The sequence below is a fragment of the Paramicrobacterium fandaimingii genome (assembly GCF_011751745.2).
Classification (GTDB): Bacteria; Actinomycetota; Actinomycetes; order Actinomycetales; family Microbacteriaceae; genus Paramicrobacterium; species Paramicrobacterium fandaimingii.
This window is the reverse complement of sequence record NZ_CP061170.1, coordinates 3,061,847-3,078,371: the sequence shown is the minus strand read 5'-3', so window position 1 is coordinate 3,078,371 and position 16,525 is coordinate 3,061,847. Positions and strand designations below refer to the sequence as shown.

The 16,525-nt window shown below is 64.4% G+C and carries 18 protein-coding genes and 1 riboswitch; of the genes, 10 read left to right on the top strand and 8 right to left on the bottom strand.

What is annotated here, in order from left to right; translation table 11 throughout:
* Positions 1-9: 9 nt before the first annotated feature.
* Positions 10-1,338: an MFS transporter gene (locus HCR84_RS14855; protein ID WP_195706656.1), complete on the bottom strand. Its 1,329-nt coding sequence runs from the start codon at positions 1,336-1,338 to the stop codon at positions 10-12.
* Positions 1,339-1,453: 115 nt separating this feature from the next.
* Positions 1,454-1,517: riboswitch (guanidine-III (ykkC-III) riboswitch) on the top strand.
* A 15-nt stretch (positions 1,518-1,532) separates the two neighbouring features.
* Here HCR84_RS14855 and HCR84_RS14850 point away from each other — a divergent pair.
* Complete coding sequence (locus tag HCR84_RS14850) at positions 1,533-1,847, top strand: DMT family transporter (protein ID WP_166979750.1); 315 nt, start codon at positions 1,533-1,535, stop codon at positions 1,845-1,847.
* Positions 1,847-2,221: a DMT family transporter gene (locus HCR84_RS14845; protein WP_166979752.1), complete on the top strand. Its 375-nt coding sequence runs from the start codon at positions 1,847-1,849 to the stop codon at positions 2,219-2,221. The genes HCR84_RS14850 and HCR84_RS14845 overlap by 1 nt, the downstream gene beginning before the upstream one ends.
* Here HCR84_RS14845 and HCR84_RS14840 read toward each other — a convergent pair.
* Positions 2,212-2,952: an SDR family oxidoreductase gene (locus HCR84_RS14840; protein ID WP_166979754.1), complete on the bottom strand. Its 741-nt coding sequence runs from the start codon at positions 2,950-2,952 to the stop codon at positions 2,212-2,214. The two genes, HCR84_RS14845 and HCR84_RS14840, sit on opposite strands and share 10 nt — an antisense overlap.
* A gap of 177 nt (positions 2,953-3,129) precedes the next feature.
* On the opposite strand from HCR84_RS14840, the gene HCR84_RS14835 reads away from it, so the two are divergent.
* From HCR84_RS14835 to HCR84_RS14820, 4 genes are all read left to right on the top strand, one after another.
* The gene (locus HCR84_RS14835) at positions 3,130-3,681 is read left to right on the top strand and encodes a hypothetical protein (RefSeq protein ID WP_166979756.1); all 552 of its coding nucleotides are present in this window, start codon (positions 3,130-3,132) and stop codon (positions 3,679-3,681) included.
* Positions 3,682-3,714: 33 nt separating this feature from the next.
* Positions 3,715-4,383 carry an NAD(P)H-hydrate epimerase gene (locus tag HCR84_RS14830; RefSeq protein ID WP_166979758.1) on the top strand — a complete coding sequence of 223 codons (669 nt, stop codon included), beginning with the start codon at positions 3,715-3,717 and terminating at the stop codon, positions 4,381-4,383.
* An 81-nt stretch (positions 4,384-4,464) separates the two neighbouring features.
* On the top strand, positions 4,465-5,526 hold the full coding sequence (locus HCR84_RS14825; RefSeq protein ID WP_244972506.1) for an AI-2E family transporter: 1,062 nt from the start codon (positions 4,465-4,467) through the stop codon (positions 5,524-5,526).
* Between the two features lie 31 nt (positions 5,527-5,557).
* Positions 5,558-7,090, top strand: a complete 1,533-nt coding sequence (locus tag HCR84_RS14820) for a deoxyguanosinetriphosphate triphosphohydrolase family protein (protein WP_166979762.1) — start codon at positions 5,558-5,560, stop codon at positions 7,088-7,090.
* Positions 7,091-7,196: 106 nt separating this feature from the next.
* Here HCR84_RS14820 and HCR84_RS14815 read toward each other — a convergent pair whose 3' ends face one another.
* Positions 7,197-7,772 carry a TetR/AcrR family transcriptional regulator gene (locus HCR84_RS14815; protein WP_166979764.1) on the bottom strand — a complete coding sequence of 192 codons (576 nt, stop codon included), beginning with the start codon at positions 7,770-7,772 and terminating at the stop codon, positions 7,197-7,199.
* A 120-nt stretch (positions 7,773-7,892) separates the two neighbouring features.
* Between HCR84_RS14815 and HCR84_RS14810 the strand changes: the two genes are divergently transcribed.
* Positions 7,893-10,139 carry a beta-glucosidase gene (locus tag HCR84_RS14810; RefSeq protein WP_166979766.1) on the top strand — a complete coding sequence of 749 codons (2,247 nt, stop codon included), beginning with the start codon at positions 7,893-7,895 and terminating at the stop codon, positions 10,137-10,139.
* 129 nt (positions 10,140-10,268) lie between these two features.
* Here HCR84_RS14810 and HCR84_RS14805 read toward each other — a convergent pair whose 3' ends face one another.
* The 3 genes from HCR84_RS14805 to HCR84_RS14795 form a co-directional block, all read right to left on the bottom strand.
* Complete coding sequence (locus tag HCR84_RS14805; RefSeq protein ID WP_244972505.1) at positions 10,269-11,147, bottom strand: aggregation-promoting factor C-terminal-like domain-containing protein; 879 nt, start codon at positions 11,145-11,147, stop codon at positions 10,269-10,271.
* A gap of 343 nt (positions 11,148-11,490) precedes the next feature.
* Entirely contained in the window at positions 11,491-12,090 is a 600-nt protein-coding gene (locus HCR84_RS14800) for a histidine phosphatase family protein (RefSeq protein ID WP_166979768.1), read from the bottom strand.
* A gap of 15 nt (positions 12,091-12,105) precedes the next feature.
* Positions 12,106-13,275, bottom strand: coding sequence for a PEP/pyruvate-binding domain-containing protein (locus tag HCR84_RS14795; RefSeq protein WP_166979770.1), 1,170 nt, complete (start codon positions 13,273-13,275; stop codon positions 12,106-12,108).
* A 56-nt stretch (positions 13,276-13,331) separates the two neighbouring features.
* On the opposite strand from HCR84_RS14795, the gene HCR84_RS14790 reads away from it, so the two are divergent.
* Both HCR84_RS14790 and HCR84_RS14785 read left to right on the top strand, forming a co-directional pair.
* The gene (locus HCR84_RS14790) at positions 13,332-13,727 is read left to right on the top strand and encodes an SANT/Myb-like DNA-binding domain-containing protein (RefSeq protein WP_166979772.1); all 396 of its coding nucleotides are present in this window, start codon (positions 13,332-13,334) and stop codon (positions 13,725-13,727) included.
* Entirely contained in the window at positions 13,724-14,356 is a 633-nt protein-coding gene (locus tag HCR84_RS14785; RefSeq protein WP_166979774.1) for a transcriptional regulator, read from the top strand. The genes HCR84_RS14790 and HCR84_RS14785 overlap by 4 nt, the downstream gene beginning before the upstream one ends.
* Positions 14,357-14,495: 139 nt before the next feature.
* Here HCR84_RS14785 and HCR84_RS14780 read toward each other — a convergent pair whose 3' ends face one another.
* Together HCR84_RS14780 and HCR84_RS14775 are read right to left on the bottom strand one after the other, a co-directional pair.
* The gene (locus HCR84_RS14780; RefSeq protein ID WP_244972504.1) at positions 14,496-15,410 is read right to left on the bottom strand and encodes an SDR family oxidoreductase; all 915 of its coding nucleotides are present in this window, start codon (positions 15,408-15,410) and stop codon (positions 14,496-14,498) included.
* A complete protein-coding gene (locus HCR84_RS14775) occupies positions 15,407-16,018 on the bottom strand; it encodes a TetR/AcrR family transcriptional regulator (protein ID WP_218043579.1) in 612 nt (203 codons plus the stop codon). Before HCR84_RS14775 ends, HCR84_RS14780 begins: the two co-directional genes overlap by 4 nt.
* 58 nt (positions 16,019-16,076) lie before the next feature.
* Between HCR84_RS14775 and HCR84_RS14770 the strand changes: the two genes are divergently transcribed.
* Positions 16,077-16,481: a MarR family winged helix-turn-helix transcriptional regulator gene (locus HCR84_RS14770; RefSeq protein ID WP_166979778.1), complete on the top strand. Its 405-nt coding sequence runs from the start codon at positions 16,077-16,079 to the stop codon at positions 16,479-16,481.
* Positions 16,482-16,525 lie beyond the last annotated feature (44 nt).

The window sequence follows — 16,525 nt, the reverse complement described above, 5'->3', positions numbered from 1 at the left end:
GCGAGCGACTCAGGGCTGTGGGTCGTGTGCATCGTAGGCGGCGAAGCGCGGGTGCGTGCGCACCAGAAGCCAGACGACGATGATGATCACGATGCCGCCGAACAGGGGCGGCACCCAGAGCGCCGTCAGAGCAGTGAGCGAGCCCGCGAGAAGGTCGCCCACGCGGGGGCCGCCCGTGACGACGACGGTGAAGATGCCCTGGATGCGTCCGCGCATGGCATCGGGAGCCGACGCCTGAAGCAGAGTCATGCGGAAGATGGAGCTCACGTTATCGGCGCCGCCCGCCACAGCCATGCAGAGCGTCGCGGCGATGAGAGCGGGCCAGTTGACCTCTGATTCGCTCGCGACCCCGCCGGAGAGGGCTGCGACGAGAAGCACAACGCCGAATGCCAGCGTTGCCGCGCCGAAGGCGGCGATCGAATTGCGAATGGCTATGCCCTGGTGGCGCAATGCCCCGAGCCTGCCGGAGAAAACGCTCGTGATGAACGCACCGACGGCGACACCCGCTGTCAGCACACCGACCGTGATCGCGCCGCCGCCGAGCAGCAGCATCCCCACCGCGGGAAACAGAACACGGGGCTGACCGAACGTCATTGCAACGAGATCCACGATGAACGACATGCGAATGTTCGGCGCCGTCTTCAGAAAGCGCAGTCCTTCGAGAACCGAAGCGAGCCCTGTCGACCGCACGTCCCCCTGCGGCTCGAGCTTCGGCAGCGATGCAATTCCGGCAAAGGCAAACGCGAAGAGTGCGACATCTGTCGTAAACGTCCATTGCACGCCGACTGATGCGACGAGCACGCCAGCGAGAGCTGGGCCGACCGTCACCATGATGCCCGCGCTGATTCCCGAGAGAGCGGATGCTGCCGGCAGCAACTCAATCGGAAGAAGACGCGGAAGAATCGCCTGCCGCGTCGTGCCGAGAACCGTCGCGGCAACCGTGTTGATCGTCATGACGAGATAGAACGGCCACGCCTGGTCGACGTGCGTCCACGCGAGCAGCGCGAGCGTCACGGTGGAACACCAGGCGACGATCGCCGCGATGAGAGCGAGTGACCGGCGATCGAACGCGTCGGCGAGCATGCCGCCGTAGATCCCGAAGACAAGCATCGGAACGAGAGCAAACAGGGCAACGAGTGAGACGGCGAATGTCGATTGCGTGAGGTCGTAGATGTGCAGTCCGACAGCGACGATGGTCATCTGCGTGCCGATTCCCGCGATGGCGTTGCCGCCCCAGAGTCGAGCGAAAGCAGGGCTGTATTTGAGTGGCGTCAGGTCAGCGAAGATCCCGGTGCGCGGTGGGTCGCTTGGCGGCTCAGAGTCGTGTGTCTCCGTCACGTCAAGCTCACCCCGTCAACCTAACACCCCTCATCGTGTGCCATTCTTGGCTATCTCGCCGGCAGCGGAAATAGCCAAAAGCGGCACACGATCGACGAGGGTTGGCTATCGTAGGGGCAAGGCTCCCGCCGAGCCTGCGGACGAGGGCGCAGTACCCGCACAGCGACAAGACTGACCACGAAAGGTGAGTTGTCGTGGCGTGGGTGATCCTGATTCTCTCGGGCGCACTTGAGGCAGTGTGGGCCAGTGCGCTATCAGCATCGAACGGGCTCAAGAAACTCTGGCCCAGCGTTCTCTTCGTCGTGTCCATGTGCGTGAGCATGGCCGGGCTCGCCTACGCGATGGCGTTCATCCCGACGGGAATCGCGTACGCCGTCTGGGTGGGAATGGGCGCCGTGCTCACCACGGTGTGGGCGATCGTCACGCGCCAGGAGCGCGCAACTGTCGCACGTGTGTTGCTGCTCGCCGGACTCGTCGCCTGCGTTGTCGGAATCAAGGTGGTGAGCTGATGCGGTATTGGATTGTTCTGCTCGCAAGTTCCGTGCTTGAGGCTGTGTGGGCGACAGCTCTCGGAGATTCCAACGGCCTGTCGCTCCTTGCTCCGTCGATCGTCTTTCTGCTCGCACTCACCGCGAGCATGCTCGGCCTCGGCTATGCGATGAAGGGGTTGCCGGTGAGCGTCGCCTACGCGGTCTGGACGGGCGTCGGAGCCGCGCTCACCGTGACCTGGGCGATGGCAACCGGTGTCGAGCCCGCGTCGCTTCTGAAGGTGGTGTTTCTCGCAGGAATTGTCGCGTGCGTTGTCGGTCTCGCGCTCGTCACCCCGGCACGGCCGAAACGCGCCCCGGATCTCTCGGGCGGGGAGGATGCGGCTCAGCTGTAGCGCCTTGCAAGGAAGTCAGAGTAGGTCTGTGTTCCGTACCCCGCGCCGGGAACCATGTTCTTGCGCTCACGCAGGGCGCGCACGATCGCGCCGGGCAGACGTATCGAGACAATGCGCTTCGTCGAGTGCGCGGCGGCCCTCCACTGACGCGCCATCTGCTCGGCGCTGAGCTTCTCGGGCCCGCCGATATCGGCAACGCGTCCCGCTGGCTCGGCGGCGGCCAGCTCCGCCAGGCGAACGGCCACGTCGTCGACGGCGATCGGCTGCGCGCCGAAGCGCGGCACGAAGACCCACGGCAGCCGCTTCTGGTACGCGAAGATCATGGTCAGAAGGTCGTGAAACTGCGTGGCCCGCAGAATCGTGTGCGGCACGGGCGACGCCTCAATCAGCCTTTCGACATCGAGCTTTGACTGATAGTAGGGGAGAGGAATGCTCTCGATACCGACTATCGAAATGTAGACGATGTGCTTCACGCCGGAGTGCTCTGCCTCGTCGAGCAGCCGCTCGGCAGCATCCACGTCTTTCGCGTTTCCCGATGTTGCGAGGTGCATGACGATGTCGACGCCATTCATCGCGTCACCAAGACCAGCTCCTGTGAGCAGATCGCCTTTCAGTCGATCGGGCCCGGAACGGCGGCTCAGAACACGCACGGCGTGCCCGGCTTTTCGCAGTGCATCAACCGTCGGAACGCCCAGCGTTCCCGTGCCCCCGGTCACCAGAATCTCGCTCATCTCACCATTGTCTCTAAGCGGCGCGATTCCGGCTAGAGGTGAGGGGCTGACAAATGCTGCACAGAGGGCTATATTGGTCGGCGGCTTGAAAACGGGAGGTTCGTGTTCATGCCGCCAAAGTCCGGTCGACCCGACTGGCACCCGCAGTGAGCGGGCCACACGAGAGAAAGCACAGAAGTGAGTGCATCGTCCGTCGTCTTGCGACGTGGTGATTATCTTGACTGCCTGACAGAACTTGATGCCGCCGCCTCTGGGCGCGGTGTTCTGACCCGCGAGTTCGAGGAGTTCGTTCTGCACCGTGACGGTGAGGACGCCGCGAGGGCGCTGATCGTTGGCGTCGACTTGTCTGCGTGCGACCGTGTGCGCGAGGTGAAGCGTTCGCTGCGTCGCATTGAGCAGCAGATCGACAGTTCGTGCGCGCTTCTCGAGGGAGACGCCCACGTCTACGTTGTGATCAAGGGTGGTGCCGCCAGATCGTCGCGAGTGCTGCCCATCTACGAGACGCTTGCCGAGAAGCTGCACATGCTGGCCGGCAGCTCGCACGGCATCGAGATCAGCTCGACCGTGATCGACTGCACCGACTGCGAAGACAAGTCGCTGCTCGCCAAGCGCATTATGGGTGACGTGACGTCGAAGACCGCGGACGAAGGTTCGCCTGCGGCGGCGCTCATGTGGCGTGAGCTGGCTGACTCCTCGATCTGCGAGGCCTCGCACAGCGACTACCTCTAGAGCGTCGATGCCGTTCGCACTATCGTGACGAGCATGAAGGCATACACCGCCGCACAGGTGCGGGGGGCCGAGCTGCCGCTGCTCGAGGCTGGCGTTCCGCTCATGCAGCGTGCCGCCGCAGCACTCGCCGACGAGATCGTCGCTGTCGCGCATGAACGGCAATCCGGCGCGGATGCTGCAGCACACTGCGTGCTTCTCGTTGTCGGCGCAGGCAACAATGGCGGCGATGCACTCTTCGCCGGCGCAACGGTCGCCGCGCATGGCGTCTCCGTCGATATCGCGCGCACGTCAGAGCGTGTGCATGAAGAAGGTCTCGCTGCAGCACTCGATGCGGGAGCCGTCGTGGTTGATGCTGACGCCATCGATGCAAACGACTACGACGTGATCGTCGACGCGATCCTCGGCACTGGGACAAGCGGCAGCGCGCTGCGCGGTACTGCACGAGAGACCGTCGAACGGATGCTGTCGCAGCTCGGCGAACGGGAGCGTCCCACTATCGTCGCCTGCGATCTTCCCAGCGGCATCCACCCCGACACCGGCGAGGTAGCCGACTCGCGCGTGCTGACGGCTGACGTCACCGTCACATTCGGAGCGGCGAAGATCGGGATGTTGCTCGAGCCCGCTTCGCGCCATATCGGACGCCTTGTTGTCGCCGAGATCGGGCTTGCCGGCGAACTCGAGCGCATCGACGATGACCGGTGAGGCGAAGCGTCGCAGCTGAGCTCATCCCATAGTATTTCCCACATGAGACGGCGCCGCCATGCACCAGGGGATGAGAAAGAAATGCCCCGCCTGCGTTCCATCGTTCTTGCTCGCCCACTGCGCACCGGGTTTCTCACAACGATCGGCGTGCTGCTCGCCATCGCCGTCGGGCTCGCCGTCTCGAACCTCTCTACCGTCTTTATCTATCTACTGTTCGCCGTCTTTCTGGCGCTGGCCATTGAGCCCGCGGTGAAATGGTGCTCCCGCCGCGGCATCTCACGGCCGTGGGCGATCGTCATCGTGTTTGTCGGCGTCTTCGTCGTGCTCGGTGCCATTCTCGGTTTCGCGATACCGATTCTTGTGGGACAAATCGCGTTGTTTGCAACGTCGGTTCCAACGCTCATCGACGACTTTTCACGGTCGGGACTTTTTCATACGCTTGAAGGCATATTTGGACCAGGGCTCGAGGGGCTGCTCGGCGACCTGCAGTCGTTCGTCGCCGACCCCGCGAACATCGCCGCGATCGGCGGAGGTGCGTTGAAGGTCGGCGTCTCCGTTGCCACGGGCCTGTCGGGCGCGGTCATCGTGATCGTTCTGACGCTGTACTTCGTCGCCTCGCTTCCGACGATCAAGTCGTCGATGTACCGCCTCGCACCCGCGCGAAATCGGCCGAGACTTTCTGATATGACGGAGCAGATCACCGACGCGATCGGTGGCTACACGGCGGGAATGGTGACCCTTGCCTTCTTCAACGCGGTGTTCACAGGCATCCTCTATTTCGCTCTCGGCCTGCCGTTTCCTCCGCTGATGATGGCCGCAGCCTTCCTGCTCACGCTGATCCCACTCGTCGGTTCCGTTCTGTTCTGGGCTATTGGCTCAATTCTCGCCGTCTTCGCGAGTCCGGTTGACGCGCTCATCTTCGCCGCCGCCTACCTCGTATACATGCAACTCGAGGCATACGTACTCACTCCGCGGGTGATGAATAGGGCAGTGTCGATCCCCGGATCGCTCGTTGTCATCGGCGCTCTCGTCGGCGGCACTCTGCTGGGGTTGCTCGGCGCGCTCATCGCGGTGCCCGTGACAGCATCCATTCTGCTCATCATCAAGCAGATCTGGATTCCACAGCAGGACGCTCGCGTATGAGGCGCACCGTCGCGCTAGGCTGAACCGCACTATGGTCACGAGGCAGAGAACGCACACGGACGGCGGCCGCGAGCGGGCGATCGCCGAAGAGCTTCGCGAGGGCGAAGACGAGTTTCGCAACGACATTGAGCGCATCAGATTCTCGCCCTACTTTTCGCGGCTCTCGGCCGTGACGCAGGTGATTCCGCAAGCGGGATCGGGCACGGTGATTCACAACCGGCTCACGCACTCGCTCAAGGTATCCGCCGTTGCGCGTTCCATCGCGATTGGGCTGCGCACGGCAGATGAGGCAACTCAGAGTCTCGTGCACGAGCTCGGCGGCTGCGATCCTGTCGTCGTGCAGGCAGCAGCTGCGGCTCACGATCTCGGCCACCCGCCGTTCGGTCACCTCGGCGAACAGGAGCTCGACCGCGTCGCGCGTGACACGCTCGGCCTGCCAGACGGCTTCGAAGGCAACGCGCAGACCTTCCGCATCCTGACGGCTCTCGACAGCTGCGACGCGACAGCACGCGGGCTGAATCTCACTCGCGCCGTTCGCGCCGCAGTGCTGAAGTACCCGTGGACGCGCAGCGAATGGCGAGCGATTCCCAGCAGGCCACCAGAGCAGATGCCGCGCGGTGTCGGCACGGCGCTCGCGATCGGGGCGCAGAAGTTCTCGGCCTACGACGTCGAGGGAAACGAGATGCGTGACGCGCTGGCGGTATTTCCGGCGATCGCCGAGCATCAGCAGACCCTCGAGTGCTCTGTGATGGACATCGCGGACGACATCGCCTACGCCGTGCACGATCTTGACGACTTCTATCGCGCGGGCATCTTGCAGTACACAGCAGTTTCTGCGGAATTGCGGGCGTGGCTTGACGCCCGCACTGCCCTTGCGGCATCCGATGATTCCGAACTCGACCCGCGAAGCCCGGGGCATGCTCTCGAGCTTGCCTGGCGACGCATAGAAGAGAAAGACCCGTGGATCGCGGATGCTGAAGCATTCTGCGCTTCTGTCGAACGTGTTGCGAATGACCTCGTCGATGGACTGCTCGCCGTTCCCTACGACGGCGGACTTGAGGCAGACCGCGCGGTGACGGGATTCACACGGCGCTGGATCGACAGGCTCAAATCATCGATCGCCGTTGAACGCACACCGACGATCCGCAGTGGACATGTGCGACTCGCGGACGAAGCATGGCACGACGTCATCGTCCTCAAGTTCGTACACTCCCGCTTCGTGCTCGATCGCTCGGACCTCGCCGTGTATCAGCGCGGTCAGACGCGCATCATCGCCTCGCTCGCCGACGGGTTTCACGCGTGGCTGAACGACCCGGACGACGCGGGGAGGGCACCACGGCGCCTGCTCGATTCGGTTGAGGCCGCGACGAGCGAGTATCGAACATTGCGCGATGAGCGCCCCGAGCTGTTTGACCATGGCGGGTCGGCCGAAGTCGCACGGCTCGGACGCTCGCGCGCCATCGTCGACTACATTGCGTCGTTCACAGACGCGCAGGCCATGTCGGTGAACGCGCTGATCACGGGAACGTCGGACGGGCCGTGGGAGGCCGGGCGCGGACTGTGATCGGCAGTCGCCAAAAAAGGCGACCTTCTGGCTCAAAACCTCGCCCTTTTTGGCTGCTGCAGGCTGGGCGGCCGGGCCAGCGTGGCTGGGCGCACAACGCGAGCCGTCAGCTGCGCGGTTTCGCAAGGTCGATGACCGACGCAATGGTCGCGGCCATGTCAATCGATGGATCGAGCAACCACTGGGTCTGCAAGCCGTCCATCGCGGCGATCACGAACGTGGCAAGCTGCCCGGCGTCCACGTCATCGCGAATCGTCCCCGCGCTCTGCGCCGTCGCGATCTCGGCGGTCAAGCGTTCGCGCAGTACGGCATAGCGCGAGGTGAAATACGTGTTCGCGGGGTGCTGCGCATCAGTGGCATCTGCGGAAAGCTGTGTGTATAGGTGAACAAGACCCGCGACGTCGGCATTGTGCCTGATCGTGTCACGCAGCGCCCCGAACACGGTGCTCGTCGCGCCGGCACGCTCATTGTCGAGTTCATCGCGCTTGCGAAGAACCTCGGTGAAGAGTTCTTCCTTTGAGCTGAAGTAGTGAAGCACGCCCGCTTGGCTCAGCCCGACAGCATCCGCGAGCTCGCGCACAGACGTGCGTCGGTAGCCGTTGCGTGCGATAACCTCGAGCGCCGTCGAGAGGATCTCTTCCCGTTTTGCCACGCCTTTGGCGTAGGAGCCCCGCTGTGCCATGAGCTCTATCGTACGGCGCACCCGGCAAATCAGGATGTTGTTTGGAAAACAAAACTGAATGACATAAGGTTTTGGTGACGCGATGGTGCACGGCCATCGCCGGAACCCGCGAGGAGCGTCATGCCCGCCGACTTCACCGCACGCAGCGCCGCCGAGATCGTTGCCGGTCTGAGCACAGAACAGAAGGCCGCATTGACCAGCGGCGAGAACTTCTGGGAGACCAAGGCGGTCGGCAGTGTGCCGTCGATCATGCTCACGGATGGGCCGCACGGTGTGCGCAAGCAGGCCGGCGATTCCGACCACCTCGGGATCGCAGACAGCGTTCCCGCCACTTGTTTTCCGCCTGCCGTCGCCCTTGGCTCCACCTTCGATCCGGCGCTACTGGAACGCGTCAGCGTCGCCCTCGGCGAGGAGGCGCAGGCGGAGAACGTCGGTGTTCTGCTCGGGCCGGGCATCAACATCAAGCGCTCGCCGCTGTGCGGCCGAAACTTCGAGTACCTCTCTGAAGACCCGTTCGTCAGCGGCGAGCTCGGATCAGCGCTTGTTCGGGGACTCCAGTCCCAGGGCGTCGGTGCCTCGCTCAAGCACTTCGCCGCCAACAACCAGGAGCACGACCGCATGCGCGCCAGCTCTGACGTTGACGAGCGACCCCTTCGCGAGATCTATCTGCGGGGCTTCGAGCGCGTCGTCACGGCAGAACAGCCGTGGACGGTGATGTGCTCGTACAACCGCATCAACGGCGTCTATGCGTCTGAGAACCACTGGTTGCTCACCGACGTGCTGCGCGATGACTGGGACTTCGAGGGACTCGTCGTGTCGGACTGGGGCGCCGTGAACGTGCGCACCGACGGTCTGGTCGCGGGGCTCGACCTGGAGATGCCGTCATCGGGCGGGCGCACGGATGCTGAGATCGTCGCCGCTGTGCGCGACGGGTCGCTCGACGAGAGCGTGCTCGACGACGCGGCGACGCGCATCGTGTCGATCGTGCAGAAGGCCATCGCGAACGCCCGCGACGATGCAGCATATGACAGCGGGGCACACCATGCACTCGCCCGCGAGGTGGCGGGCCGCAGCATCGTGCTGCTGAAGAACGACGATGATCTGCTTCCACTGCAGCCGACAGCATCCATCGCCGTCATCGGCGAATTCGCTCGCACACCGCGCTATCAGGGCGCGGGCAGCTCACTCATCAATCCGACTCAACTCGATGACGCACTCACCAGCATCCGCTCCAGACACGACAATCCGGATGCTGTCACGTTCGCGCCCGGCTTCACGATCGACGGCAGCGACGACGCCGCACTCGCCGACGAAGCCGTCGCCGCAGCATCCGCCGTCGATGTGGCGGTCATCTTCGCCGGGCTCCCTGCCGCCGAAGAATCTGAGGGCTTCGACCGCGAGCACATCGACCTGCCCGCCGCGCAGCTCGAGCTGATCGACAACGTCGCCGCTGCGAATCCGAAGACTGTTGTTGTGCTGTCGAATGGCGGAGTCGTGCGGCTGCCCTTCGCCGACTCGGTTCCGGCAATTCTCGAGGGCTGGCTTCTTGGCCAAGCGGGCGGCAGCGCGACGGCCGATGTGCTGTTCGGCGACGTCAACCCGTCCGGGCGCCTGGCCGAGACCATTCCCATGCGCCTGCAGGACACCCCGGCGTATCTCGAATTTCCGGGCGAGCACGGCCATGTTCGCTACGGCGAGGGCATCTTCGTCGGCTATCGCTGGTACGACGCCCGCGACGCCGACGTCGCCTTCCCCTTCGGACACGGGCTGTCGTACACGACGTTTGACTATGGCGATGTTGCCGTCACGGCGGATGCTGCCGGCGTGACCGCCCGCGTGCGTGTCACCAACTCCGGCGAGCGTGCCGGTCGCGAAGTCGTGCAGTTGTATGCCGGGCTGCCCGAATCGACGGTGCAGCGCGCTCCGCGCGAGCTGAAGGGTTTCGCTGCGGTCGAGCTCGCCGCGGGCGAATCTCGTGATGTCGAGATCGTCGTTGCGCGAGGAGACCTCGCCTACTGGGACATCCGAGTGCACAGCTTTGTCGTCGAGGGAGGCGAGTACGTTGTATCGGTCGGGGCGTCGAGCCGAGACCTGCGCAGCAGTGCAAGCGTGACGATCTCCGGAGATGACGTGTTGTTGCCGCTCGGCGTCGAGTCTTCGATCGGCGAACTTCTTTCAGACCCGGTTGCCGGCCCGATGCTTCGGCAGGAAATGGCGGAATTGCTCGGGCCAGAGATGTCTGAGGCCGCCACTGATGAGGGCATGGTGAAGATGATGGCGTCGTTCCCCATCGGGCGCCTCGCGAACTTTGGGGCCGGTGTCGACCCCGCGACCGTGCAGAAGCTGCTCGATGCCGCGAACGTTTAGCGCCAGACGCCCAGCATCTGACTCGTGAGCCGCGACAACCATCCGGGTGGCGCTACTGAATCGGGACTGCGCCCCAGAAAATTCTGGAGCGCAGTCCCGAAAAAGTAGCGCAGGAGCGGGATAGCGGTGTCAGTACCAGCCGGTGGACTGCGAGTGACCCCACGCTGAGCACGGCGATCCGTACACGCCGGAGATGTACTTCAGCCCCCACGTGATCTGCGTCGTGGCGTTGGTTTCCCAATCGGCGGCGACGCTGCTCATCTTGCTGCCAGGGAGAGCCTGCGGAATGCCGTAGGCGCCGCTCGAGGGGTTCGACGCTGTGTACGACCAGCCGGACTCTTTGTTCCACAGCGACACGAGGCAGCTGAACTCGCCTTCGCCCCAGCCGTATTGCTCAGCGGCCATGGTTCTGGCGACGGCCTTTGCGCCCTCGGGGGTGTTGGCTGCCGCGCGCTTCTTCGCCTCTTCCGCTTCCCGCTTCTTCTCTTCGGCTGCCTTCTTCGCTGCCTCTTCAGCCTTCTGCTTCTTGGCAGCCTCGCTGTCTTCAGACACGGATGCTGTTTCGGCCTCGGTCTGCTTGACGAGGTTGAGGGTGAACGTGGGCGTCAGCGAGCGGTAGTCCTCAAGCCGGCCCACGTAGGTCGAGAGGTCTTCGGTGTCGACGGACTCATCGGCGTTGTCGAGCACCGTGCTTGCGCTATCGAGCGCATCTTTCGCGCTGCTCTGAGCATTCTGGTGCGCGACAAGCTGATCGCTGGCCTCCGCCACGGCGGCAGCTGACTCGACGATGGGGTCTTTGTCAACGGTGGGTGTGGCCCAGCTTGCAGCGAGTCCGGTTCCGCTCACCGTCAGGGCGAGAGCCAGGGCTGCGCCGGCCCCGACGCGAGCGCGACGCCTGTTGCGGGTTCGTCGCAGTCGCGCCACGTGATTGCGTCGGGGAAAGGGAGTGAGCTCCGCACCATCTTCTGTCGGTGTCGATTGGGAAGCATCGGGTTCAGGGGATGTCATTCAGCCTCACGGGTGTCAGGTCAGGGGATCGGGTTCTGGGGGTGCTGAGCGCTAGGGCGCGCTGCCGGGCACGAAGGCCGAGCCTCGACCATGAATCTGAGTGCTTTCCTACCGCAACCTGGCAAAATGGTTCACGCACCCCGTCATCACTGAACGGGAGCGTCTCGAGTGGGCGTGAAAGTTCGGGTATTACGGCGCGACGTCTCGCCCGTCATGACGCGGATCGTCGCCCCCACGGCATCCGCTCGATGTGGTTTCTGCTCTCACCGAGTGCCGTTCTTTCGATTTGCGCCTCATAATCCCCTGGGAGCGGGCATTTTCTGTTCTCGACAAACGTGTGTGACTACGGGCGGATGCTTGGAGGGAAGCCCGTCCATGTCAGTTCCACGGGCAGATGCGACATGTCGTTGAACATGACGAGGGTTGCCGCGTGACCGGGGCGGAACTCCAGAACCGTGAGGGCTGTGTTGGCGCTGCTGATTCCGAACCAGCGAATGGGAGGGGCATCAAGCGCGTGACGCAGCAGCCACGCGATGGGGTAGTCGTGGGTGATGAGCACCTCGTAGGTGTCGTCGTCTGTTGTCGGCGCGGCGGCGAACTTCTCGACGAGCGCTGTGGCGATGCGATGCCCGTCGGCAGCCTCGTCTGCATCGAATCCGTCGAAGAAGCCACGCATCGTGGAGGGCATCTCGTCGATTGGCGGGACCCACGGCACGTGGTCGATGAGCTCGGCCGATTCGTGAAGGGGCACCGAGGGAAGGTGCTGAGCAATGGTGAGGGCCGTGTCGGCGGCGCGGGGAAGCGGCGAGTGCCACACCGCATCGATGGGCAGCGTCGCAAGCCGCGCTCCGAGCAGCTCGGCTTGCTGCCTGCCGGTGCTCGTGAGCTCGCCGAATGCGTCGGCGGCTCCGTGGCGGGCGATGTAAAGATGTCGAACTGCCATGTGATGCTCCTTGTGCTACGTCGGTTGATGCTCGACTACTGTGCCGAGATCGCCGTCGATCGTGATGATCGACCCGTCGGTGAGCAGCGACGTCGCGTTGGTGACGCCGAGAACAGCGGGGATGCCGAGCTCGCGCGCCACGATCGCAGCGTGTGCGAGTGATCCGCCTCGTTCGGTGACGACGCCGCCAGCGATACCCAGCAGGGGAGTCCAGCTGGGGTCGGTACTGGGGCAGACCAGAATGTCCCCCCGCGTCACTCGCGAGAAGTCTTGTGGCCCGCGAACGATGCGCGCTGTTCCCGTTGCGCTGCCGGTGCTCGCCGCAGCTCCGGTGAGCACAGGCGTGGGCGCGTCTGTGGGATTGAAGGATGCCGGCGGCGCGACGGTGACGGGCCGGGCCTGAACGATCCAGCTGCGCGCGCCGGCGATCGCCCACTCGATGTCTTGGGGCCCGCCGAGCAGCTCGGCGATCTCAGCCCCCAGCCGCACGAGCTTCCACATTTGCTCGTCGTCGAGCGTTGGGGCACCGCGATGAGGGTCGTCAACGTCACGCGAGACGAGTTGCTGGTCACTCATATCGAGGCGAGTTCGCTTGTCTCCGAGGTGCATCTGGATTGCGCCGTCGCCGCCAACGTGGAACCTGTCGGGCGTGACGCGACCCTCGGCGACGCTGGGTCCCAAGCCCCACGACGACTCAATGAGGGTCATTCCACCGAGTTTCGCCGGCGTGAACAAGACACCGGATGCGTCGGCGTCGACCATCCGCTGCACGATGACCGCCATAGCGGGCCGTTCGGCAGAGGGCTCGCGATCAGCCGCCTGCTGATAGGCAACGGCCCGTGGTGAATGCAGGGAATCCCAGCATCGGTGAATCGCCGCTGCGAGTGCGTCGACGCCTCTGACGCCAAGAACGCTCTCGTAGGTACCTGCCGCAGATGCGTGTTCAGAATCTTCGCCCGAGGCGGAGGAGCGCACGGCGACCACGGGGCAGCCGAGGCGTGCGTATGCGCGCTCCACTTCGTCGCGGAGAGCGTTGGGATACGGCCCTGTGTGCGCAGTCCCGTACTCGTCGAAGGTCAGCACGAAACCGTCGGGAACCGGTAGCCCTGCCCGAAGCATGGTGCCGAGCGCTGCAGCCTTCGCGCCGCCGGTAGCGGCATCCGCGAATCGCAGCTCGTGAAGCATCCGGCACCCTTCAATAAAATATTGACAACGTAATGTTGATACTGCACGCTGGGGTCATGCAACGCAACCCCGATTTTGAACAATCCTCGGCGAACGCCGAGCAGCTGCACGCCAGTCGCGAAGAGCGTGCTCGCGATCGCGTCATGTCGCGCGCGAACGGGCAGATAGCCGAGCAGCCGTGGCGGCCAGCACCCGTGCCGCCGACTGCCGTCGATCTTGTGAACTTCTCCGTGTGGCGGTCGATGGATGCCGAATCGGACGAGCTTGCAGACGCCCTTGCCCTCCTGCCTGCCGCACGCGCAGAAGTCGAGGGGCTCGAGGCGGGGATGCTGTTTGCCGCCCGCAGCGCAGGACTCACGTGGGCACAGATCGCCTCGGCCATGGGGTTTCGTTCTCCGCAAGCATGTCAGCAGCACTACGCGCGCCTGCTCGATCGTCACGAGGCGCAATGACGAGCGCAGATGATCTTCCGTTGTTGACGCTGCACGGCGTGCGCATTCTGGGATTCGCCGATTCGAATGCTGTCGCTCGGCGTTGGGGGCTCTCACCGGATGCCGTAGCTGAGGCGCTCGGGGATGCCGAAGCCCGCGGCTGGGTGTCGTTCGCGAGCTTCGCTGACCTTTCGGGCTGGTCGCTCACGGATCGCGGACGCATTGAGAATGAGCGCCTGCTCGCGGATGAGCTGATGCAGGTGGATGGCGAGCAACGACTCCGTGGTGTGTACGGCACATTCCTGCCGTTCAACGGGCGCCTGCAGAGCGCGTGCACCAACTGGCAGCTTCGGCCAGAAGACGACGGCCGGCTCGTATCGAATGATCACACCGACCTCAAGTGGGACGCACGTGTGCTTCGTGAGCTGGGCGAGCTTGAGCACGGTCTCGCGCCGATCAGCGCGAATCTCGAGAGTATTCTCAGCCGATTCGGCGGGTACGACGTGCGCTTCACTGCGGCGCTGCGCCGCGCGCGAAGCGGCGAGCACGAGTGGGTGGACGGCACTGCCGTCGACTCGTGCCACCGTGTGTGGTTCGAGTTGCACGAAGACCTCATCGCCACGCTCGGCATCGACCGACTCACCAGTTAACCGGGGGTAAGCGGTTTATCCCCTCTCCTGTAAGCCTGAATAACTGAATGTCGACGTCACGGGCTGCTCAAGGATCACGCCGAAGAGGATTGGGGACCAGTGGCATTCGACAACTGTCCCTTGCCTTTGCTAGCCAGGGCTATAGCGGGTCTCCGAGGGGGCCGTACTGCTCTTCCAGGTTCTTGGCCCAGTGGGCGGCGAAGTCCGGTTGTGTGCCGTCGGCATCAGTGAAGCCGTACTCCTGGTACAGGCCCCAGGTGGCCAGGGCTCGTCCGGTCTTGGTCATGATGTCGGGGTCAGCGGCCAGCGCGGCGACGGCACGGCCGAGGTAGGCCGGGGTCTCGGAGTGGGCGAAGTTCGGGTCCTGGGCCGCGCCGTCACGCCAGTTGGCCTCGGTGACACCGAAGTGTTCCAGCAGGGCCTCCGAGCGCAGGAAGCCCGGCGTAATGGCCACGGCCGCGACGCCATGCGGCTTGAGCTCGGCGGCCTGAGCGACGGCGAGGCGTATGACTGCGGACTTCGCCAGGTCGTAGAAGAACGTACCGCGGTATCGGGCGGTGTTGCCGTCGGTGACCTCCACGACCAGGCCGTTCTTGCGGGCGACCATGAGGGGAAGCGCGAACCGGCTGGTGATGACGTGGGTCTCCACCGCCTGTCGCAGTAGCCGTAGACCGGTTTCCAGATCCTGCTCCCACAAAGGGTGTTCCCAGTCGGTCAGCGGGTCTCCGCCCCATACGGAGTTCACCAGGATGTCGAGCCGTCCACCCTGTTCGGCGGCGATCTTGTCGATGAGGGCCTGGACCTGGTTGGGACGGCTGTGGTCGGTTCGGGCGGGAATGCCCAGGCCGCCGGCCGCGGTGACCTTCTTGGCGGTCTGCTCGATGGTTTCCGGGCGGTCCAGGTCGGAGCGCCCACTGGTGCTGCTGCGGCCGGTGACGTACACCGTAGCGCCGGCGCCGCCGAGTTCGACGGCGATGCCCCGTCCGCCGCCCCGAGTGCCGCCTGCGACCAGGGCCACTTTCCCGGCTAGCGGACGTGTGTCGGTCGTCATCATTCCTCCAGGTCGTGGTTGTGTCGGCGTGGGACGTGAGGGGACAGCGCTACGTCGAGCTCTCGCCGGAGCCGCAGTTCGAGGGTGCCTTCGCGTTCGAGTGCCCAGGTCAGGCCCGCACCGACGGTGGTTGCTTGTACGGTGCGGGCCAAGGCCGCAGCATCGGTTCCGGCGCGGAGCTCGCCAGTACTAGCCGCCTCCGTCAGCAATTCCTCGATCGCCCGCTTCTGAGTACGGTGAATGGCCAGCGCACGCTCGTAGAGCTGCGGATCGCCAAGATCCATGCACAAGAACGCCAGATGATTGGCGAAGCTCTCCGGCGTGGCCATCTGGGCCGCCGACTCCACCGTCAGCGCCGCCAAGGCCCCGAGCGCCGAGTCGTGCGACTGACGCACGCGCCCAGCTATCTCGCTCGCGTCCTTCTCGGACCGGTCGGCGAGTGCCAGAAGCAGACCATGCTTGGAACCGAATCGTTGCGCAAGGGTTCCGGGCACCAACCCGATCTCGCGCGCCACGGCGGCCAACGTGAAACCCGAGGGACCCAGCCGACCCATGACCTGCACCGCCGCACGCAAGATCACCGCATCATCGACCCCTCGGGGACGTGCCACGACCGCCACCCTTCGTTAATAAATGCTCGTTCATTCATGAAAACACGCAAGGGCCATCATGTCGAGCACCTCACCCGGTCACGGCCAGTCGGGGACAGTCACGAGCGGACGGATCGAGGCAGCCCTGGTCGAATGGCGCCTGACCTCTCAGACGGCGCACGCGCTGTTGGCGATCGACCCCAATGAGGCACCTCCGTCCATGGGCGTGATGGCAGATCAGATCTATTGCAATGCGCCGAATCTGACCTTCATCGCCAAACAGCTCGAGACTCGGGGGTACGTCAGCCGAATGAAAGATCCGGACGAAAAGCGATCGAATGTGCTTCGCCTCACCTCGGCGGGTGAGCACGCTCGCGCCGCGGTCGTACAGGCGACGCTCGCAGTCACGCCCTTCGCGGACTGCGATGACGACGACCTTCGCGATCTCGCTCTGCTATTCACGCGCGTCAATGCGCGACTCTGACGTACGGTATCGATGGGGAGGCTGGTGACAAGGTTTGGAATGCT